Consider the following 21,866-nt stretch of genomic DNA (forward strand, 5'->3'; position numbering starts at 1 on the left):
TACCAGGGTTCCCATGATACTTCTAGTTGGTGCCGGTCCTATGGCCGAGCATTATGCGCATGTTCTTAAAGGTTTGAAAAGAACATTCAGTGTGGTAGGACGAAGCCGTGAGTCCGCATCGCGTTTCGAAAACGCAACTGGTATATCACCTGTTCTTGGAGGGTTAGAGCTATTCTTGAATGGGTGCGATGAGGTCATCGAGTACGCCATCGTCGCAGTAAGTGTCGAGCAACTGGAAGCGACGACTCGACAATTATTGCTCCATGGAGTTTCGCGCATCCTTGTTGAAAAGCCTGGTGGTTTGACTCTCACTTCAATTCAGGCTTTACAAGATCTAGCGGTTGAACGCGGTGCCAATGTTTTTATTGCCTACAATCGGCGTTTCTTATCATCAGTGCTGCTTGCCAAGACGATGATAGCTTCCGAAGGAGGGGCAACCAGTTTCACTTTCGAATTGACCGAGTGGTCCGATACTATCGCCAAGATACCCAAAGCCGAAGGTGTTAAAGAAAATTGGTTCTTTGCAAATACCAGTCATGTTACTGACTTGGCTTTTTATTTAGGAGGACAGCCAGAGCTCATATCCTGTTATGCCGCAGGAGGGTTGGAATGGCACTCGCGGGCTTCGAGATTTGCCGGCGCCGGTAAAACTAACCAAGGGGCTCTATTTTCTTATTCTGGTGATTGGAATGCGCCGGGGCGTTGGGCAGTGGAGATCATGACCCCTATGCATCGTTACATCCTAAAACCAATGGAGCGACTTCAAATTCAAAATCGCAACAGTGTTGCCGTAGAGTTCTGTGAAGTAGATAACTCGCTCGATCAGGAATACAAGCCAGGACTGTATCTGCAGGTTAAGCATTTTTTGGAAGATGATGACGGTGTGTTGTGCTCGTTGCATGAGCATTTAGCTAATAGTGTCATCTATGCGCGAATCGCCAGTTATGATTGCTAGATTGAAACGCTGGGGTGATGTTCGCTCGGTTAATATTCCCGACTTTAAAAGTGCGCTGCGTTATGTGTTTTTTGTCTATAGTGAGTTTGCGCTGGGCGCATTGCTTACCATATATTTCATTAACACTGCCTCGGCCAGCGTGTTAGCGGAGTCGAGTATTACCTTTATTGTGATCTCCTACAGTGTGTTCCTGGCGTTCGGCTTTCATAATGGTGTCACTCGGGATGGGGCCGTTGCCGCGACGCTGGAGCTACGTAATGAAATATTGAGGTTGGAGCTCTTATTTTCTCTTGCTGTGGCTTTGGGACTCTTGACGGGGGTGTTGATCTTCAAGCCAAATTTTTACTTGATGGCAGGCATGATGATTGGTGCCGTCAATCATTTGAAAGCAGCATGTCAGGCTGTATTCAGACTCAATGGCGAGAATAGCCGACTCAATCTGCTTAATATTTCGTGTGCCGTTGCCTTCTTGCTGCTGTTTACACTGAGTCAATTGTTCACTTGGCCAGTGCCACTCGAACAGGCATTCTTTTTATCGTGGTTAATTGCTAGCAGTTCAGTGGTCTCTTTGTTTTATGCTATGTGTGGAAACAAAGTTGGTCTGTTTAGTCTTCGGCCCTACGATCAAAGTCTATTTTTCAAGATTTTGAAGGCCTCTAAGTTTATGTTCGTGATGGCAGTCGGGGGGGTGGTTTTGTTGACCTCCGACAGAGCAATACTGAACCTTCATCGGGCTGAAGAGACGCTCATAGCTAACTTTCAGTACATCGATACGTTATCGAATATCTATTTTCTCGGTTTGTCCGCTGTACTGTACTACTTCACACCTGATTTGTTACGACGATACAGCTCCGCAGGTGCAGTTTCTGCGGCCCATTTCCTGCGTTCGATGAAAATGATTGCAGTTGTTCTGGTTGGTGTGTTTGTGTTGTTCTTGGCGGGTGCTTCTATATTGATATTTATGTTGGGGCGGTTCGATAGTGGAGTGTTCGAGTTACTATTCTCGATGTTGCTGATGAAGACCGCTATGATTTTACTTGGTACGTTATGCAATTTTTATCTGGCTAATAATGGTGAGAAACAGTTGGCAGGATATTATGTTGTAATTACCTGCATCTCGTTGTTGTTGACTAATTTGTGGGTCGGTCTTTTCTCTGGTACGCAAATGATCGTTTTCTTGCCTCTTTCAAATTGCATTTTGATTGTTCTAATGTTTGGCGTGTTGTTAATGCAGATCACCAAGGTAGTACGGAGATGAAGACCGTTTTGATTTTGACCGATTCCCTGGGGCTGCCCCGAGTCAAGCCCGAGCGTGTAGCGGACACGGAATGTTGGGTTTATCGTCTTCAAGATGCCTTTAGCCATGTGCTGAAGTTCCGTTCTATCTGTACGCCAGGTATGGATACTCGTCAATTGTTAATCGCAAGTCGAGATTATCACCAAGCCATGGCGCCAGATCTGGTGGTTCTTCAGGTTGGTATTGTAGATTGCTATCCGCGTGCGTTAAGGCGCAATGAGTTGTCTATTATAATTCGCCTGCCAAAGAGTCTGAGCATGTTCTTGCATCGACAGGTCAGGCGTAATTATGGATATTTGGTAAAGTGGCGGCGAATTCAATATGTCAAGTTGGCAGAATTTAAAGCTAATTTACAATCGTTGCGCGACCTGTTTCCGGGTTCGAAATTTCGTATTGTGCCAATCGCCCCTCCGAGCTCTGATTACAAAGTCAAGAATCCATTGATTGAATCTGCTGTCGCCAATTATAACGAAGCTCTAATCGAATTATTTGGCGACGATGTGTTGAATGATTGTTACGCGGAGAAAGGGGATCACCTGTTTATGAGCGATCATCATCATCTGAATGCAGCAGGGCATACTCAAGTCTACAATGGTGTAAGCAAAGCTTTGTATGACTTTTTAGGTAGTGCTGCCTGACGGAGCAAACAAATGGTATTGTTTACCGCATTCATAATGGCGTTCGTTTATCTGGCGTTTCGGAATAAAAATGCGCTCGGTCCTTCTAATATAGTGTTCTTGAATTATGCGCTGTATTTTGTGTTTCCTGCATGCCTATTCTATTTTTTAGAAGCTGTGCATTGGGAGTATGTCTTGCCGTGGGGTAAAACAAACGACTGGTCCACCCTATCTGAGGAGGCGGTGTTATCGTATCTTTACGTGTTTATGATGTTTTTTATATTTACACGCCTGCTTGAGATCGGTATGTGTCGCGCTGTGGATACTTCTTTTTTTGAACGTTATACAGTAAGGGAGCTTCCCTTTTTTTTATTTGTGTCTCTAATTCTTTTTGGGTGCCTAGTTTTCATTCAAGTGACGGGTGGGATGGAATTGTGGTTGAGTGATTACAGTGATACTTATATAAAAAATAAAAAAGGTTATGGGTTGCTCAATTTTCTGCTAATCATTGGGGCAAATTTTTTAGCCTTTGTGCTGGGTTTTTATTGGCGGGTTGAAAAGCGTGTTGGCTGGTTTTTGTTTTTTTACGCATTTGCGACTTTGGTGTTCTGTGCATATCTTCAGGGGATTAAAAGTCGGATGTTCTATTTCGCCGTTCTTTTTAGCGTTCCCTGGCTTGTTTTTGCCCGGATTTCAATTACAAAGGGTGTAGGTGTATTCATAGCCTTCATGTTTGCTTTTATGCTGTCAATGTATTTTCGATCCAATGGTTTTTATAGTACGCCAGAGATGCTACTGGAGTATTTTTTAAGTTATTTTAATACGATATTTCTTCATGATCGTATTATTCATGACATGGATCCTCAATTTGTTCAGACTCTTGATTTTCCAGTCAATAAATGGCTGACTTTTTTTGGGGTGGCGAGTGAGGAGTACCTTCATGATATCAGTCGCTGGTTGACGTCTATTTATTTTCCTGAGCAATGGTTTGAAGGGTCCGCGACACAGCAATGGCCGATTGAAACAGAGCTATATCTAAATTATGGGTATTTTGTTTTTTGGGTTGTTCCGGTATTTCTGTATTCATTGTTTATGTGCTTTCTTTATTCGATGCGCTTCAGGTTTGGGCCCGCTTTTTTGTTCATATATGCGTTGGGGTATTTGCATTTTTTGAGTGTGTTTCGCGGTAGTATGTTGGAGTGGATTGATTTGTTTACTATGTTGGTGTATGTTTTTCTCATTGTTTTTGGGCGTTTTATGTTTGTTAAAGTTAAGGTTGATTTGTAATTATGAAAATAATTAATATTGCGCGCGTGGTATTTAATGCGTATTTGAATGAAGTGCGTTTAGATGTCGCGTTGCGTAATAAGTTTTTTGCGGGTGAGCCTGTCGCAGTTTTTCTTCCGTCTTACAAAATTATGACGATATTTCCACTCTATAAAAGACATCCAGGGCTCGTTGTTTTTGGATTGTTAATTGCGAGTCTGATGCTGTTTCCAATTTTGTGGGTGGGCTCGGTTTTGCTGGTTTTAATGGGAGTCCTTTACGCCTGTCGCGGGCGCCAGTCACGCTACGCAGATCTTGATGACGACGTCTGTTTTCCAGTTAATAATGATTTCAAGCTGTATTACTACCTTTTTTCTGATTTTGATCAGCGTCAGAAATTTTTGTGTAGGGAAGTGTTAGCTGTCGTGAAATACTTCTCTGTTGGTGATTTTATTCGAGCGTTTTTTGTCGTTCAATGCGTGCTTTGGTATTGTCTAAAGCGTCGATACAATAAAGATATTCGTTTTCGAGACTTGATACTTCATTTGCGCGACTTGATATCTATAAGTTGTTTTGCGGTATTTATCGCTCAGGTCAATGCTCATGGGAGGCGCCCAATAACTGATAGCAATCTGCAGCGGTGGGATTTTATTATCAGCCATTTGGCGTCCCGTGCTTCACTTATCCAGCATGCCTTTGTCCATGGGGACATCGAATTCGAGGTGCCGTTTGGGCGATTGGCTAAGCTTTACGTATTCGATCCATTATTTGTCGAGGTTTTTTCTCGGTATTTCTCGATTGATCAGATTGGGAAGGTTGCATCAAGGATCAGTTTGAGCCCCTGCGCATCATCCAAGCCGACTCTTTTTTTGGCGTCATCCGGGCCTTACGTAAATATCGAGATTGAGTTTCTTCGTTTTGTCAAGGCGCGGCTGGACTATCATATCCTCGTAAAACTGCATCCAAAGCACATCTACGAGGAATCGGCCGGCGTGTTGCTTGGGATGGCGGATGAGGTCGTGGGACGCTCGGATTTTCCCGACAGTGACTATATGGCATCCTATGACTCTTTCCTGGGGTATGAATATAAGTCGCTGGGCAAGAAAGTGGTGTTCCTTAAAGATGGCTGGTCTTTAGATAGCTTTTCTACGTAGTTGGATTTTGGTACGTATGGGATGAGGGGGAGATTGATAGGGGGGGGCGATGTTTTTATAAGTCCGGTCTGTTAATCTGTTCTGAAGTGCGCGAAGTGGCAGGTGTCCCTCCTTTGCGTGAAGTATAATAATTAATATCAAGTTACAGATTTTGTGTGTTAAAAAAAATTGGGGAGGTTAAGATGAACAGCGCTGTAGGGTATGCTATTTGTAGTAAGTGTATTATGGATGTGAGTGATCCGAATATAAAGTTTGATGAGCAGGGTGTTTGCGAATACTGCAATAACTTCGCTGCGACTATCAAGCCTAATTGGCACGCTGATGTTAGAGGTTCTGCTGAGCTTAAGGTTCTGGCTGAGAAAATAAAGGCTGATGGTGTAGGGCGAGAGTTTGATTGCATAATCGGTCTTAGCGGTGGGCTGGACAGCTCATATTTGTGTTACGTGGCTAAGGAAGTTATGGGGTTGCGCCCTTTGTTGTTTCATGTTGATGCGGGCTGGAATACGGATCAGGCTGTTAGCAATATTGAGAAGTTGGTAGATGGCCTCGGGTTGGATTTATATACGGATGTCATTAATTGGGAGGAAATGAAAAGTCTGCAAGTGGCTTTTTTAAAGGCGCAGATTCCCGATCAGGATATTCCGCAAGATACTGCCTTTTTTTCAGGGCTTTATAAGTTCGCCAAGGCGAATAAAATAAAGTATGTGCTGACCGGGGCAAATTACTCTACTGAGTGCTGCCGTGAGCCGGAGGAGTGGGGAGGGTATCCTGGGATTGATAAAACGCTCATAAATGACATTCACGCTAAATTTGGCACAGGCAAACTTAGGACTTTTCCTCTTGTAGATATATTGTCCTACAAGATTTATTATCGTTATGTGTTGGGAATGCAGGTTGTCCGTCCACTGAATCTTGTGCCTTATGTAAAGAGTGAGGCTGAGGACACGCTTGAGCGTTTGTTTGGCTGGAAGCGTTTCCAGCATAAGCATCATGAATCCCGGTTCACGCGTTTCTACGAAGACTACTGGATGCCGCGTAAATTTGGCTATGAGAAACGTCGCGCCCATTTCTCCAGTCTTATCATGACCGGACAGATGACGCGGGAAGCCGCCTTGGAGCGCATCTCTAAACCCGAGCTGGATGAAAATTTTCTGACTTCGGAGTTTGAGTACGTGGCGCATAAGTTGGACTTGACTGTTCCCGAGCTTCAGCGCATTTTCGACGGCGAAAACAAGACCTTCCATGATTACAAAAACAAACGCTTCTTGATTGGAATAGGTGCTCGTATCCTCAGTGCTCTCGGATTGGAAAGACGACTGTTCAGATGATCACCATCATTGACTACGGTCTGGGTAATATCCAGGCTTTCGTGAACGTCTATCGACGTTTGCACATCCCCGTGGCGGTCGCTCAGACGGCTGCGCAGCTAGACGGTGCCACCAAGTTGATCCTTCCCGGGGTCGGTGCATTCGATCACGCGGTTGAGCGGCTTGATGCGTCGGGCATGCGGCCCACTCTTGAAGAGTTGGTCCTGCGTCAAAAGGTGCCGGTCCTGGGAATTTGCGTAGGCATGCAGATTCTGGCGAACAGCAGTGACGAGGGGAGCTTGCCGGGCCTTGGCTGGGTGCCTGGACGTGTTCGGTCCTTCAACTCAGTTCCTGAATTGAAGGAGCTGCCTCTGCCGCACATGGGATGGAATGACGTCAGTCCATCCTGCGGTTCCGCGTTGTTCAAGGGCTTCGAGGCTGACGCACGTTTTTATTTTCTCCATTCGTTCTTTTTTGATTGCGACGAACCTCAATACAGCGAGGCGACGTCCTTCTACGGCTTGGAGTTCAGCTGCGCGGTGCGCGCTCAGAATGTGTATGGCGTTCAGTTTCACCCTGAAAAAAGCCATCACTTCGGCGTCGGATTACTGAAAAACTTCGCGGAACTATGACATGTTGAGACCCAGGATTATTCCCTGCTTGCTTATTCAAAATGGCGGGTTGGTGAAAACAGTGAAGTTCAAGGATCCCAAGTACGTGGGGGACCCGATCAATGCGGTGAAAATCTTCAATGAGAAAGAAGCCGACGAATTGATCGTGATCGACATCGACGCCACCGTAAACGCTGTCGAACCTAACTATGCCCAGATCGCCAAGCTGGCCGCGGAATGCAGGATGCCGCTGTGCTATGGCGGAGGTATTCGTACAGCACAGCAGGCGAAGAATATTATCGCGCTGGGTGTCGAGAAGGTTGCCATCAGCTCGGCGGCGTTTGAGAATCCTCTGTTAATCAGTCAGATCGCTGAAGAGATTGGCAGGCAGAGTGTTGTCGTAGTTCTAGACCACAAGGCGCGCCTCTTGAGTAAGCAGCAAGAGGTCTGGACGCACAACGGCACGCGCAATACCAAGCGCAGCGTCCTCGAGGCTGCTCAAGAGTTTGAAAGGCTCGGTGCCGGGGAGATCGTACTCAATTCCATCGAAAACGACGGCAAGATGAAAGGCTACGATGTGGAGCTTGCAATCAAGCTTCGTGAAGCCGTTCGCATTCCCATCACTATTCTAGGCGGCGGCGGCTCGCTTGAAGACATGCGCAGCGTTGTGGCAGCTTGTGGCGTGGTAGGCGTGGCGGCAGGTAGCTTCTTTGTGTTCAAGGGCACTTACCGGGCGGTGTTAATCAGCTATCCGAGCACTCAGCAGAAAGACGACATCATTTATTCAGCTCTACGAGCCAGGTAATTCGTTCGGTTCGTGGCAAGGGTCAAGATCATATGTTCAACGGCAAAAAACTTCTTATCACGGGTGGTACTGGTTCCTTCGGTAATGCAGTGCTCAAACGTTTCCTGGATACCGACATCGCTGAGATTCGTATTTTCAGCCGCGATGAGAAAAAACAGGACGACATGCGCAAGCGTTACAGTAACGTCAAGCTGAAGTTTTATATCGGCGATGTACGCGACTACCAAAGCGTGCTGAATGCTACCCGTGGCGTTGACTATATCTTCCATGCTGCGGCCCTCAAACAGGTACCGTCCTGCGAATTCCATCCCATGGAAGCGGTGAAAACCAACGTTATCGGCACCGACAACGTGCTTGAGGCAGCCATTCAGAATAGCGTCCAGCGCGTGGTTTGCCTGAGCACTGACAAGGCTGTTTACCCCATTAACGCCATGGGTATCTCCAAGGCCATGATGGAAAAAGTCATGGTGGCCAAGTCGCGGAATGTCGACGAGAGCAAGACGGTTATTTGCGGTACACGTTATGGCAACGTCATGGCTTCCCGAGGGTCAGTCATCCCTTTGTTTATCGAGCAGATTCGCGCAGGTAAATCGCTGTCGATCACCGATCCCAACATGACCCGCTTCATGATGACCCTGGCCGATGCGGTCGACCTGGTTCTATACGCCTTCGAGCATGGCAACAATGGTGATCTCTTCGTCCAGAAGGCCCCCGCTGCCACTGTCGAAACCCTTGCTCAAGCGTTGACATCAATGCTCGGTCAACCTGACCACCCGATTCAGATCATCGGTACGCGCCACGGTGAAAAACTCTACGAGGCACTGCTCAGTCGCGAGGAAATGGCTTGCGCTGAAGACATGGGCGCCTATTTCCGTGTACCACCAGACTTGCGCGACCTGAACTACAGCAAATTCGTCGAACTAGGCGAGGAAAAAATTTCGCGTACTGAGGACTACAACTCGCATAACACCGAGCGCCTTGATGTCGAAGGCATGCAGAAGTTGTTGTTGAAGCTGGATTTCATGCGGGCCATACAACGTGGCGAGCCCGCCACTCCAGAAGAGTGATGCCCATGAAAGTTCTTATTACCGGGGCTGGCGGCTTTGTTGGCAAGAATCTTGTGGCTCACCTGCAAGAGCGCAAGGACGTTCAGGTGGTTCGATTCGGGCGCCAGGATATGCCATCTGACCTATCCTCGATGCTCGATGATGTGGACTTCGTGTTTCATCTGGCAGGCGTCAATCGACCCCTTCATGTCGAGGAGTTCAGCGAAGGGAACAGTGGGCTCACTGCCATCTTGTGTGCTGCCATCAAGGCCACTGGCCGCTCGATACCCGTGATCTATACCTCGTCCATACAGGCTGAGGTCGATAACCCTTATGGAATGAGCAAGCGGGACGCTGAACGCTCCTTGCTTGAACTCTCGAAACAGCAAGGCTCACCGGTTTATCTTTACCGTTTACCCAACGTCTTTGGAAAATGGGCGCGGCCTGATTACAACTCCGCGGTGGCGACGTTCTGCCATAACATCGTCCGCGACCTGCCAATCACCGTCAATGATCCTGCTGCGCCGCTGCGGTTGGTTTATATCGACGATGTAATCAGAAGCTTCATCGATGTGATGGATGGAAACGCGCCGGAAGGTCCTTATCCGGATGTGCAACCGGTTTACGCCACAACAGTCGGTGCGTTGGCCGATCAGTTGCGGGCCTTCAAGCGCAGCCGGGAGACAATGGTGACCGAGCGGGTGGGGACAGGGTTGGTCCGCGCCCTGTACTCGACTTACCTGAGCTATTTTACGCCCGAGGTTTTCACCTACCCATTGCCCAAGCACGGTGACGCGCGAGGCGTATTCGTCGAGATGCTCAAGACCCCGGACTCCGGTCAGTTTTCCTATTTCACTGCTCATCCGGGCATTACACGGGGAGGGCATTACCATCACAGCAAGACCGAAAAGTTCCTGGTTATCAAAGGTCAGGCCTGCTTCCGTTTTCGGCACATTATCAGCGGAGAGTTCTACGAGCTTTACACTGATGGTGAAACGCCGCAGATCGTTGAAACCGTCCCGGGTTGGAGCCATGACATTACCAACACTGGCGAAACCGAAATGATCGTAATGCTCTGGGCCAACGAAATTTTTGATCGTGAGCGGCCAGACACTTACACCATGGCTGTTGGCACTCAGGCCTGAAGGATTAGCAATGAATACTGCACTGAAGAAACTGAAAGTTGTCACCGTAGTGGGAACTCGCCCCGAAATTATCCGTTTGTCCCGGGTCATGGCCGCATTGGATAAGTATTGTGAGCACGTGCTGGTGCATACCGGCCAGAATTACGATTACGAACTGAACGAGATTTTCTTCCAGGATTTGGGCATTCGAAAGCCTGACCACTTCTTGAATGCCGCTGGGAGTACCGGCGCAGAAACCATTGGCAATGTGATCATCGCGGTAGACCGGGTACTGGCTACCATTGAGCCTGAAGCCTTGCTGGTACTGGGTGATACAAACAGTTGCATGGCCGTTATTCCTGCCAAGCGGCGCAAGATCCCCACATTCCATATGGAAGCTGGAAACCGTTGCTTCGATATGCGCGTCCCCGAAGAAATCAATCGACGCATTGTTGATCACACGGCCGACATCAACCTGACTTATAGCACCATTGCCCGCGATTATTTACTGGGCGAGGGGTTGCCTGCTGATCGTGTCATCAAGACGGGCAGTCCAATGTTTGAAGTGCTCAACCATTATCGCAACAGCATCGAGGCATCGAACGTCCTGGAGCGACTTGGCTTGGAGGCGGGTAAGTTCTTTGTGGTCAGTGCGCACCGCGAAGAAAACGTTGACTCGGATAAGAACTTCCTCAAGTTGGTGGATGTGCTTAACACTGTAGCCAGTACCTTTGGTCAGCCCGTTATCGTCTCTACCCATCCGCGCACTCAAAAGCGTGTTGATGCCATGGGCATCGTGTTTCATGAAAATGTCCGACTGCTCAAGCCGCTGGGCTTCATGGACTACAACAAGCTGCAACTCGAATCGCGTGCAGTCTTGTCTGACAGCGGTACCATCAATGAAGAGTCTTCCATTCTCAACTTCCCGGCCTTGAATCTGCGCGAAGCTCATGAGCGGCCAGAAGGGATGGAAGAAGCAGCAGTGATGATGGTGGGGCTGGAAGTCGAGCGAGTCCTGCAAGGACTTAATATTCTCCAGACACAACTCTCGGGTAGCGAGCGCAGTCTTCGTCTGGTATCGGACTACAGCATGCCTAACGTTTCCGAAAAAGTGGCCAGAATCGTGCACAGCTATACCGACTACGTAAACCGTGTCGTTTGGAAACGGTATTGAGTCGAGTCGTGAATATGCCTGAGAGCAAGCTGAATATTTTGGTGGTCACGCAATACTTCTGGCCGGAGAACATGCGCATCAACGACCTGGTGCGTGATTTCACTGAAAAAGGACATTCGGTCACCGTGCTCACAGGAGTGCCCAATTATCCGGAAGGAAAGGTGTTCGAGGCCTACAAGTCAGCGCCTGGGCAGTTCCGCGAATACCAGGGTGCCCGCATTGTCAGGGTGCCCATGATCCCGCGCGGCAAGCGCAGCATCCAGTTGATCCTCAACTATCTGAGTTTTTTTTCCAGTGCTTCGACCGTGGGTGCCTATGCGTTGCGAGGACGCGCTTTCGATGCCGTATTCGTCTATGCAGTGTCTCCGATCATGGCGGCTATTCCTGCCCTGGTGATCGGTCGTTTGAAGAAAGCTCCTGTATTCATTTGGGTGCTGGACTTGTGGCCGGAAACACTAAGAGCCGTTGGCGTACTGAAAAAGCCTGAGTTGTTGTCCATGGTGGGGCGAATGGTGTCCTGGATCTATAACCGTGCTGACTATCTGCTACTGCAATCGAATGGTTTTCTCGAAAACGTTAAAGGCTACTGCACTCGGCCAATAGACCCGCAGCGCTTGATCTATTTCCCAAGTTGGGCTGAAGACGATTTCTCTGCGACCTTGGATCACTCGGATTCGATACTTGCACATGACGAGTCGGTATTTACCGTGGTGTTTGCTGGAAATCTGGGCGAGGCCCAGGATTTTCCTGCCGTACTGGACGCTGCTGAGCAATTGCGTGGCAAAGTTGCCGTGCGTTGGGTCATCGTGGGAGACGGCCGGATGAGTCAGTGGCTGAGCCAACAGGTAAGTGCGCGCGGCTTGGATAATGTCCTGCTCCTGGGCAGGCACCCGTTGGAGGCGATGCCGGCCTTGTTCGCCAACGCTGATGCGCTGTTGGTTTCACTGAAGACCAATGATGTGTTTGAAAAAACCATTCCTGGCAAAGTCCAGGCCTACCTGGCCTCGGGCAGGCCTCTGCTGGGTATGATCAACGGTGAGGCCGCGCGGGTCATCAATGAGTCCGGCGCAGGGTTTACCTGTGCGTCAGGTGACGCAGATGGCCTGGCCCGTATCACCCAGGCCCTGGCGGACATCGCACCGTCCCGACTCAAAGCCATGGGGGAGAGCGGTCGTGACTATTACCTTCAGCACTACTCCAAACAACGCTTGCTGGCGCGTTTGGAAGATATCTTCAGAAAAGCCACGCTACGGAAGGTGAACCCCTGATGCAGAACAGTATTCTTGTAACCGGAGCGAGCGGGTTTGTAGGTGGAGCAGTATCCCTACGGTTACAAGCAGACGCAGCGAGATCCGTGATCGCAGTGGTTCGCGGTGATCGACATCTATCAATACCCATCGACACTGTGCGGATTGATTCATTTTCCGCGCAAACCCAATGGCAAGCGCACCTGGCTAATGTGGATACAGTCATTCATTGCGCCGCACGCGTGCACGTGATGAATGATACGGAGGCTGATCCGCTGACTGCCTTTCGTCAGGTCAACGTGGAAGGGACACTCAATTTCGCAAGGCAGGCGGCTGAATCTGGTGTCCGTCGCTTTGTTTTCATCAGTTCCATCAAAGTGAACGGGGAAGCTACTTCGCCCGGCCAGCCTTACGCCGCCGACGATATGCCTGCACCAGCGGACCCGTATGGGGTGTCCAAGCAGGAGGCCGAGCAGGGTCTGCGGCAGATTGCGCAGGCGACAGGAATGGAGGTTGTCATCATCCGGCCGGTCCTGGTGTATGGGCCCGGCGTGAAGGCCAATTTCTTGAGCATGATGCGTTGGTTGGACAAAGGCGTACCTTTGCCATTTGGCGCCATTGATAACCGTCGAAGTCTGGTGAGCGTTGATAACCTGGTTGACCTCATCGTGACGTGCATCGATCACCCGGCAGCGGCAAATCAGACCTTCCTGGTTAGTGATGGAGAAGACTTGTCGACCACGGCATTGCTCAGTCGGATGGGGCGTGCGCTAGGCAAACCGGCCCGGTTGATTCCCGTCCCCACCTGGATACTTGAGCGCGGCGCCAGCATGCTGGGCAGGAAAGCATTGTCCCAGCGCCTGTGTGGTTCGCTGCAGGTCAATATCGAGAAAACCCACGCACTTTTGAATTGGACCCCCCCCGTGAGTGTCGACGATGCACTGGCCAAAACCGCACGGCATTTCAGGATGGGTCAAGCGAAATGATGTACTTCTGGTTGTTTGCCTCTATCACAGTGGCTTCGCTGCTCATGACGGCTGGACTCCGTCGCTATGCTTTGGCACGTAGCATCATTGATATTCCGAATGCTCGCAGTTCCCACAGTATTCCTACCCCTCGGGGCGGCGGCGTCGCTATCGTCGTGGCATTCCTGCTGACATTGCCCTTGCTGGGCCAGTTGGATCTTGTACCGCTCCACTACTTGGTCGCGTTGAGTGGGGCAGGTGCGCTGGTCGCCATCGTGGGGTTTATGGATGATCATGGGCACATTGCGGCGCGGTGGCGATTGCTAGGGCATTTCAGTGCGGCTGTCTGGGCGCTGATGTGGCTTGGCGGACTCGCGCCAATGAACCTGTTTGGTGTCAATGTCGATTTGTCATGGTTTGGACATGCCCTGGCTGCTTTTTATCTTGTCTGGCTCCTCAACCTATATAACTTCATGGACGGTATTGACGGTATAGCCAGTATAGAGGCAGTGCTGGCCTGTCTGGGGGCGAGTGCGCTGTACGTACTCTCTGGTTTCACCGATCTGGTCTGGTCTCCGTTGATCTTGGCGGCTGCGGTGCTGGGTTTTCTGTTCTGGAATTTTCCTCCAGCGAAAATCTTCATGGGCGACGCGGGCAGCGGTTTCTTGGGCATCGCGCTTGGAATCATGTCCCTGCAGGCCGCCTGGGTCTCTCCGGCGTTGTTCTGGGCGTGGCTGATTCTGCTGGGGGTGTTTATTGTCGATGCAACGCTCACCCTGACTCGGAGGTTTTTGCGGGGAGATAAAGTCTACGAGGCCCATCGCAGTCACGCCTATCAATTTGCCTCGCGCCGTTATGGTCGCCATCGGCCGGTCACGTTGGCCGTGGCAGCAATCAACGTGTTGTGGTTGTTTCCCCTCGCGTGGTGCGTCGTGGTCTTGAAGCTCGATGGGCTGACAGGTGTTGTGTTGGCTTATATGCCGCTGGTTTTATTGGCCCTCAAGTTCAAGGCCGGTCAGTTGGAGGGCTCCTGAGTATCCCGAGAAGTTTACGAGACGGTCCATGGAAGGTTACCGGACCGCCAGACATAACGAGAACGGTAGGAACAAAGTGCTGAAAACATTCATGGATAGACTTCGCGTAGCATTGGTGGATCTACCGTGTCGACAGAAACGCCTGCTGCAAGTCATGGCCGATGTGGTACTGGTCTGGATCGCCTTGTGGGCGGCGCTTGTGGTGCATCTTGGTTTCGACGGCAGGGTCAACCCTTTTACCAACCATCCATGGCTCCTTGTCAGCGCCTCTTTGATTGCTACCCCATTGTTCGTTCGTTTTGGCATGTACCGGGCCGTCATGCGCTACTTGGGTAACGATGCCTTGATCGCGATTATCAAGGCGGTCAGTTTGAGTGCGTTGGTACTGGCACTGGTGGTGTATTGGGGCGCTTCTTATATGGCGCCTGTTCCCCGCTCGCTCATATTCAATTACTGGTGGCTCAGCCTGGTGATGATTGGCGGTTTGAGGCTACTCATGCGTCAGTACTTCATGGGCGATTGGTTCACTCCCTCCCGTCGCACCGCCTTCGCCAACCGTAGCGCCGGTTTTACCAGAGTGGCGATCTACGGTGCCGGGGCTGCCGGGAATCAACTGGTAGCAGCCTTGCGCATTGGTCGAGGCATGCAACCGGTGGCTTTTATTGATGACGACGCCAGTATCGCTAATCGAATGATTTCCGGCTTGCGGGTATTCAAGCCCAAACACATCCGGAAGATGATTGAACTCACTGACGCTCAGGAAGTGCTATTGGCCGTTCCTTCGGCGAGTCGTGTGCGGCGTCGTGAAATCCTTGAGTATTTGGAAGGCTATCCGTTGCACGTACGCAGTGTGCCGGGCTTCATGGATCTGGCCAGCGGCCGCGTGAGAGTCGACGATATCCAGGAAGTAGACATAGCCGACTTGCTGGGGAGAGATACGGTACCCGTACACCCCATGCTTCTGTCGCGCTGTATTCGGGGAAAGGTCGTTTTGGTCACAGGAGCAGGCGGGACGATTGGTTCTGAACTCTGCCGTCAGATTCTTGCGCTGCAACCATCTACTTTGCTGTTGTTCGATCACAGTGAATTCAATCTCTACAGTATCTTAAGCGAATTGGAAGAGATCATCGCCCGGCAATCGATCCCAGTAGTCCTGCTGCCAATTCTGGGGGCGGTGCGTGATACGGCCAAATTGTTCGACGTCATGTCCTCCTGGAGTGTCGAGACTGTCTACCACGCGGCAGCTTATAAGCATGTGTCCTTGGTGGAGCACAATATCGCCGAAGGGATGCTCAACAATGTCATTGGTACGTTGAATACCGCACAAGCGGCGTTGAAGACTCAGGTTGAGAACTTCGTGCTCATCTCCACGGACAAGGCTTTGCGCCCGACCAACGTCATGGACAGCACCAAGCGTCTGGCTGAAATGATCTTGCAGGCGCTGAGTCGAGAGGTGGCTCCGGTGCTGTTTGCAGACAGCGCTAGTGTTGCAAGTGTCAATAAGACCCGTTTCGTCATGGTGCGCTTTGGTAATGTGCTGGGCTCGTCAGGTTCGGTTATTCCGCGTTTCCGGCAGCAGATCAAGTCAGGCGGCCCTATCACTGTCACGCACCCCAATATCACCCGCTACTTCATGGCAACTCCAGAGGCTGCTCAACTGGTGATCCAGGCGGGATCCATGGGCCAAGGCGGTGATGTGTTTGTGCTGGATATGGGGGATCCGATAAAGGTCGCCGACTTGGCAGAAAAGATGGTCCACCTGTCTGGCTTGAGTGTGTACTCCGAGATTAATGAGGGCGGTGATATAGCCATTGAGTTCACTGGCTTGCGGCCGGGTGAAAAGCTCCATGAGGAGCTGCTGATCGGCGACGATGTAATCGCCACACAGCATCCCATGATCATGAGTGCCAATGAAGACCACCTGCCGTGGGAGCAACTCAAGGCCAAATTGGATGAGCTGATGGTTGCCGTTACCAAGCACGAATATTCGCGGGTCCGCATGCTGCTACGCGAAACCGTAAGCGGGTACACTCCCGAAGGGGAGATTGTCGATTGGATATTCCAGCAACGACGCTTGATTCCAAAGTCCGAGGAGCGTTGAGTGGGGCCGTGGAGCGATGTTGTTGATGGTGTCGGTCGTTCAAGCCCCGTGCTGGAGTTAATGAAGTCTGATCTGAATGTCGGCAGGTTCTTTTTAATTTTTTTATTAAGTGATGTCTGATGCTGTTACATACAATGGCGACGGATTCAAGGCCGGAGCGGGCAAGATGAATGAAGGATTTATGGATAAGTTAAGAGTGGCTCTGCTGGCGTTGCCAAGACGTCACAAGCGGGCGATACAAGTGGCAACGGATATTGTCCTTGTCTGGATCGCCCTCTGGCTGGCGTTCGTCGTTCGACTGGGTGTCGAAGCGTTGTCTAGCCCGATTATCACGCATTGGTGGCTTTTCGCCTCCGCACCGCTAGTCGCTATCCCTATCTTCATCCGTTTTGGTTTGTATCGCGCGGTCATGCGTTATTTCGGTAACGACGCGCTGGTCACGATTTGCAAAGCGGTCAGCCTTTCGGCCTTACTGTTGGCCCTGCTGGTGTATTGGTACAGCAACCACAAGACCGTGGTGCCACGGTCCATCATCTTCAACTATTGGTGGTTGAGCCTGATCATGATTGGCGGTTTGCGGCTGATGATGCGGCAATATTTCCTGGGGGACTGGTTTGCCGCAGCCCAACATGTGCCTTTCACCAACCGTGACGATGGCTTGCCCAAGGTCGCTATTTATGGTGCCGGGGCCGCAGGTAACCAGCTCGTGGCCGCGCTGCGCATGGGGCGGGTGATGCGGCCGGTTGCGTTCATCGATGATGACAACAGCATCGCGGATCGCGTGATTGCGGGGCTGCACGTCTACGAACCCAGACATATCCAAAAAATGATCGACACAACAGGTGCGCAGGAGATCCTGCTGGCTGTGCCTTCTTCGTCACGTGGGCGTCGTCGGGAAATCCTGACGCTGCTTGAGGGCTTTCCGCTGCATGTGCGCAGTGTCCCAGGATTCATGGACTTGGCCAGTGGGCGGGTCAAAGTTGATGACATCCAAGAGGTGGACATTGCCGATCTCCTGGGGCGAGACCCTGTACCCGCGCAAGCTGATCTGCTGGAGCATTGCATCACCGGCCAGTCGGTTCTGGTTACCGGGGCCGGTGGTTCGATTGGCTCCGAGCTTTGTCGGCAAATCCTGGCGCTGAAGCCGACGACGCTGCTGCTATATGAGCATAGCGAATTCAATCTCTATAGCATTCTGTCCGAACTTGAACCTCGCATCCTTCGGGAGTCGTTATCGGTTCGATTGCTGCCTATTCTGGGATCGATACGAGACCAAGACAAGCTGCTAGACGTGATGAAGACTTGGAGTGTCGATACGGTCTATCACGCCGCCGCTTATAAACATGTCCCGATGGTCGAGCACAACATCGCCGAAGGCGTTCTGAACAATGTGATTGGCACACTGAACACAGCGCAGGCCGCTTTGCAGGCAGGGGTATCGAACTTCGTCCTGATCTCCACGGATAAAGCAGTGCGCCCAACCAATGTAATGGGCAGTACCAAGCGGCTCGCGGAGTTGACCTTGCAAGCCCTCAGTCGTGAGCTGGCCCCTGTGTTGTTTGGTGACAAGAGCAATGTATCAAGGGTGAACAAGACGCGCTTTACCATGGTCCGGTTCGGCAACGTGTTGGGTTCGTCCGGCTCAGTGATTCCTCTGTTCCATAAACAGATCAAGTCCGGTGGGCCGCTGACGGTTACCCATCCCAAGATTACCCGCTATTTCATGACCATACCTGAGGCTGCACAGTTGGTAATCCAGGCGGGCTCCATGGGGTTGGGTGGAGATGTGTTTGTGCTGGACATGGGCGCGCCGGTGAAGATTGTTGAACTGGCGGAAAAAATGATCCATCTGTCGGGTCTGAGTGTTCGCTCGGAAAAGAATCCGCACGGAGACATTTCAATCGAGTTCACAGGCTTGCGCCCCGGCGAAAAGCTTTACGAGGAGTTACTGATTGGCGACAACGTCGTTGCGACTCAACACCCAATGATCATGAGTGCCAATGAGGATCTCCTGCCTTGGGAGGCGCTCAAGATCGCGCTGGCTGAGTTGTTGGCCGCCGTTGAACTCGATGACTACACCAGGGTACGCCAGTTACTTCGTGATACAGTCAGTGGTTATGCCCCGGATGGGGAAATCGTTGATTGGATCTATCAACAGCGCCGCCTTGAGCCCTGATTGTTACACACCTCGTAACGTACACATTTTTGACAGCGGTCCATCATCGCCTAAGTTTGAGGAGCAGCTTCGGAAAGCTGCTTCTTTCTTAACCATGTCATGGAGCGTCAGTTATGCGTACAAGCTACTTCTATTCGCTGGTCTTCGCTTTTCTTACCAGCGCCTCGATTGCTGCTATCGCTGCCCCAGCGTACAAACCTGAGTCAATCGCCACGCCGCAGGCAGTGGAGCAGTCGGCCAAAGCTCAAGGCGCCAAGGTGGATTTGAACAGGGCGGATGCCGCAACACTGCAGCGCGAGTTGTCAGGGATAGGCAAGGGCAAGGCTGAGGCGATTGTTGTGTACCGAGAGACTAATGGGCCGTTTTCCTCGGTGGATGAATTGCTCGAAGTCAAGGGAATTGGCAAGGCGATTCTCGATAGGAATCGTGACAAGCTGGAAGTGAATTGAAACAGTAGTTGAAAAAAGCCGATCAAGTTGATCGGCTTTTTTTGCTCATTGCTTTAGGAGGCTGTCAAGTTTATATTTACGTGCGGAGTATAGGCATTTTAACCGTGGCAAGTGTTAGCCATGCGTAGCTGAAAATGACCGGCTGGCTTTTTATTGAGGGGGATAGAGGTGCGATCATTAAGTTCTAGGTGTGTGGCGTATTTTGACTGTATTAGGTTTTTGCTTGCTCAAGTTGTAGTAGTAGGCCACGGATTTGGATTTTATTTTGGTTATTGGAACGGTTTTTTTCCTCGGCAAGTCCCCTATCTTCAGTCAATAGCTGTGGTAGGTTTCTTTTTTGTTTCTGGTTTCTTGATTTGTCGAAGTGTGTTGGCGAATTTTGAGTATAAAGGGGGGGATTATATTAAGTATTTTGTGGATAGGTTCTCTCGAATATATACAACTCTTGTGCCTTGTTTGATTTTTGTATTGGTAGTGGATTATGCGTGCAATTTTTTTGTCGGGGAGGGAAACCTTCACAAGAATTTAAGTGTTAGTAATTTTTTGAGTAATCTTGCGTTGAAACCAAGTGTGCCATTGGGGACTATGAGGCCGATTTGGAGCTTGATGTTCGAATGGTGGCTATACATCCTGTTTGGCGGGATCGTGTTTTTTAGGAGAAATTGGATCCTGTCAAGCCTCTGTATAGGTTGCGGTGGATACTATACTTTTTACGTAAACTCGCAGGGCGAAGCAGGCCATTTAGAAGTTATATGGTTTTTCGGTGCTCTAGGGGCATTTTATTTTGAGCGTCTTAAGCTTAGGGTTGCTCCGAAATATATAGCATTCTTTGCCTTGTCCATAGCGGCAGTTGGTTATATGAAAAGCCTCGATGCCTATAATATTTTCTCAGGGGTGCTGCTTTCCATTGGGTTGCTTTTCTTAGCGGTGCATTATAATTCTGATCGAGCGGAATGCCGCCCCTTCACTTCTAACCTGCTTGGTTTTTTGGCGGGTTATAGTTTTACGCTTTTTTTGACTCATTATACGATTTTGTTCTGGTTGCAGCGTGGCGGCTGGTCCGGGTTGGATGGCTTGCTTCTCGCGTTGTTTATTTCCAATGTTGTTGCCTGTCTCGTTGCAAGTTTTACAGAAAGGCATCACAAGGCAGTTTCCATAAGACTTTTTCAGTTTGTAAATAGCCGGCGGGGACGAGTCATACCCAATCAGTAAGCAGAGCTTGATGCTCCAGTTGTCTCGTCTCCGGTGACGACGACCTTCGGCTGAGGCTGTCATTGCATCCGCTTGTCGATGTTGCAGTAACTGAAGAGGTGAACGGATAAAACCCTGTCGCAGGTAGCGGCGCAAAGTGCACTGGGCAGGGCGGTGTAATATCTGTCGAACAACTGGAGCCGCCTGGAAACTCATATGTGGTTACGCCACGTACCGGAGCGGTTGCAGCAGGCCAGATCGGTAGAGGACTACGGAGCCTTGTTGCCATTGAACTGCTCATCTGGAGTGCCACGGTAAACCTGAGCCTGCCATATGGTAGGCGAGGTTTAGGGATCGCATACTTTGCACCCGCTTACCTCCGCCAAGCCAAACTGATCAAAAGGACCGTCGCCATGTACAAAGACTACCCAGCCGCCTACCAGGTCAGCAAAGGTTCTGCCCTGCAGGTGGACAAGCCCTTCTACGACCGCATCCGCACTGAGCAGGACAAGCGCACCCTGATCGAACAGTTCGAGGTCCCCATCCGCACCGGTCGCGCCTGGCATGTGCCAGCCGGTCATGTGTTCCGCGTCACCACCCCGGTAGGTCCGCAGGTAGGGGATTTCAATGTCTGGAATGCCAACGACCCGCGCGAACGCCTGTGGGCGGCGCGTACCCGGCAGCTTCAGGGCGCCCATGTCAGTACCCATGATCGGTTGTGGTCGAATCTGCCGTTCCTGCGGCCATTGGTGACCATCACCGATGACAGTCTGGCCGGCTACGGCATCGACGAACACGGTGGACGCCTGCACGATCTGCTGGGGACGCGTTGTGATCCGTATGTGAACAAGATGCTGACCGGGGAGGATTTCCATCATCACTGTCACTCGAACCTCACCCGTGCGGTGCTGCCCCACGGTCTGACGGAGTTCGACGTGCATGATGTGTTGAATATTTTCCAGTGCACGGGCCTGAACCACGACGACATGTACTTCATGAAGGCCTGTCCGGCGCAGAAGGGGGATTACCTGGAGTTCTTTGCCGAGATCGATCTGTTGTGTGCCTTGTCTACGTGTCCCGGTGGTGACTTGTCGCTGGCGATGTGGGGGCCGGATGCGCAGGATCCCCTGAGCGTCTGTCGTCCGTTGGGGGTGGAGATTTATCGGTTGGAGGATGCTTTGCTGCAGGGCTGGAGCCAGCCGGAGCGGGCGGCATACAAGGGGCTGCATGGGTTGCATATTGCGAAGGCTGATTGGGAGAAGTAACGCGGTTGGCGTTGCAATGCGGGTTTTTTTTGTGGCGAGGGAGCTTGCTCCCGCTGGGGCGCGAAGCGGCCCTGAAATGGTT

The 21,866-nt window shown here is 50.8% G+C and carries 19 protein-coding genes; all 19 read left to right on the forward strand.

Going from position 1 to position 21,866, the window contains the following annotated elements:
• Positions 1-13 precede the first annotated feature (13 nt).
• A complete protein-coding gene (locus ACODSJ_RS19735) occupies positions 14-955 on the forward strand; it encodes a Gfo/Idh/MocA family oxidoreductase (protein WP_489103320.1) in 942 nt (313 codons plus the stop codon).
• Positions 927-2,213: a hypothetical protein gene (locus ACODSJ_RS19740; protein WP_489103321.1), complete on the forward strand. Its 1,287-nt coding sequence runs from the start codon at positions 927-929 to the stop codon at positions 2,211-2,213. The genes ACODSJ_RS19735 and ACODSJ_RS19740 overlap by 29 nt, the downstream gene beginning before the upstream one ends.
• On the forward strand, positions 2,210-2,890 hold the full coding sequence (locus ACODSJ_RS19745; protein ID WP_489103322.1) for an SGNH/GDSL hydrolase family protein: 681 nt from the start codon (positions 2,210-2,212) through the stop codon (positions 2,888-2,890). Before ACODSJ_RS19740 ends, ACODSJ_RS19745 begins: the two co-directional genes overlap by 4 nt.
• A 12-nt stretch (positions 2,891-2,902) precedes the next feature.
• Positions 2,903-4,156, forward strand: a complete 1,254-nt coding sequence (locus ACODSJ_RS19750; protein ID WP_489103323.1) for an O-antigen polymerase — start codon at positions 2,903-2,905, stop codon at positions 4,154-4,156.
• 2 nt (positions 4,157-4,158) lie between these two features.
• Positions 4,159-5,289 carry a hypothetical protein gene (locus tag ACODSJ_RS19755; protein WP_489103324.1) on the forward strand — a complete coding sequence of 377 codons (1,131 nt, stop codon included), beginning with the start codon at positions 4,159-4,161 and terminating at the stop codon, positions 5,287-5,289.
• Between the two features lie 182 nt (positions 5,290-5,471).
• A complete protein-coding gene (locus ACODSJ_RS19760; RefSeq protein WP_489103325.1) occupies positions 5,472-6,617 on the forward strand; it encodes an N-acetyl sugar amidotransferase in 1,146 nt (381 codons plus the stop codon).
• Positions 6,614-7,228 carry an imidazole glycerol phosphate synthase subunit HisH gene (gene hisH / locus ACODSJ_RS19765; protein ID WP_489103326.1) on the forward strand — a complete coding sequence of 205 codons (615 nt, stop codon included), beginning with the start codon at positions 6,614-6,616 and terminating at the stop codon, positions 7,226-7,228. The genes ACODSJ_RS19760 and hisH overlap by 4 nt, the downstream gene beginning before the upstream one ends.
• Before the next feature lies 1 nt (position 7,229).
• Positions 7,230-8,012, forward strand: a complete 783-nt coding sequence (locus tag ACODSJ_RS19770) for an AglZ/HisF2 family acetamidino modification protein (protein WP_489103327.1) — start codon at positions 7,230-7,232, stop codon at positions 8,010-8,012.
• Positions 8,013-8,044: 32 nt separating this feature from the next.
• Positions 8,045-9,079: a polysaccharide biosynthesis protein gene (locus ACODSJ_RS19775; RefSeq protein ID WP_489103328.1), complete on the forward strand. Its 1,035-nt coding sequence runs from the start codon at positions 8,045-8,047 to the stop codon at positions 9,077-9,079.
• 5 nt (positions 9,080-9,084) lie between these two features.
• Complete coding sequence (gene wbjC, locus ACODSJ_RS19780) at positions 9,085-10,203, forward strand: UDP-2-acetamido-2,6-beta-L-arabino-hexul-4-ose reductase (RefSeq protein WP_489103329.1); 1,119 nt, start codon at positions 9,085-9,087, stop codon at positions 10,201-10,203.
• Positions 10,204-10,225: 22 nt separating this feature from the next.
• A complete protein-coding gene (gene wecB, locus ACODSJ_RS19785; protein ID WP_489103337.1) occupies positions 10,226-11,356 on the forward strand; it encodes a non-hydrolyzing UDP-N-acetylglucosamine 2-epimerase in 1,131 nt (376 codons plus the stop codon).
• 14 nt (positions 11,357-11,370) lie between these two features.
• Positions 11,371-12,624, forward strand: a complete 1,254-nt coding sequence (locus tag ACODSJ_RS19790) for a glycosyltransferase family 4 protein (protein WP_489103338.1) — start codon at positions 11,371-11,373, stop codon at positions 12,622-12,624.
• A complete protein-coding gene (locus ACODSJ_RS19795; RefSeq protein WP_489103330.1) occupies positions 12,624-13,589 on the forward strand; it encodes a UDP-glucose 4-epimerase family protein in 966 nt (321 codons plus the stop codon). Before ACODSJ_RS19790 ends, ACODSJ_RS19795 begins: the two co-directional genes overlap by 1 nt.
• Entirely contained in the window at positions 13,586-14,602 is a 1,017-nt protein-coding gene (locus tag ACODSJ_RS19800) for an MraY family glycosyltransferase (RefSeq protein WP_489103331.1), read from the forward strand. Before ACODSJ_RS19795 ends, ACODSJ_RS19800 begins: the two co-directional genes overlap by 4 nt.
• A gap of 91 nt (positions 14,603-14,693) precedes the next feature.
• Positions 14,694-16,703, forward strand: coding sequence for a polysaccharide biosynthesis protein (locus ACODSJ_RS19805; protein ID WP_489103339.1), 2,010 nt, complete (start codon positions 14,694-14,696; stop codon positions 16,701-16,703).
• Positions 16,704-16,884: 181 nt separating this feature from the next.
• Positions 16,885-18,879 (forward strand): polysaccharide biosynthesis protein, encoded by a 1,995-nt coding sequence (locus ACODSJ_RS19810; protein WP_489103340.1) that lies wholly within the window; start codon positions 16,885-16,887, stop codon positions 18,877-18,879.
• Positions 18,880-18,992: 113 nt separating this feature from the next.
• Positions 18,993-19,328 carry a ComEA family DNA-binding protein gene (locus ACODSJ_RS19815; RefSeq protein WP_489103332.1) on the forward strand — a complete coding sequence of 112 codons (336 nt, stop codon included), beginning with the start codon at positions 18,993-18,995 and terminating at the stop codon, positions 19,326-19,328.
• 192 nt (positions 19,329-19,520) lie between these two features.
• On the forward strand, positions 19,521-20,540 hold the full coding sequence (locus ACODSJ_RS19820; RefSeq protein ID WP_489103333.1) for an acyltransferase family protein: 1,020 nt from the start codon (positions 19,521-19,523) through the stop codon (positions 20,538-20,540).
• A 392-nt stretch (positions 20,541-20,932) separates the two neighbouring features.
• Positions 20,933-21,784, forward strand: a complete 852-nt coding sequence (locus tag ACODSJ_RS19825; RefSeq protein ID WP_489103334.1) for an urea carboxylase-associated family protein — start codon at positions 20,933-20,935, stop codon at positions 21,782-21,784.
• Positions 21,785-21,866: the final 82 nt, after the last annotated feature.

It is taken from the genome of Pseudomonas sp. FG6 (assembly GCF_057809015.1).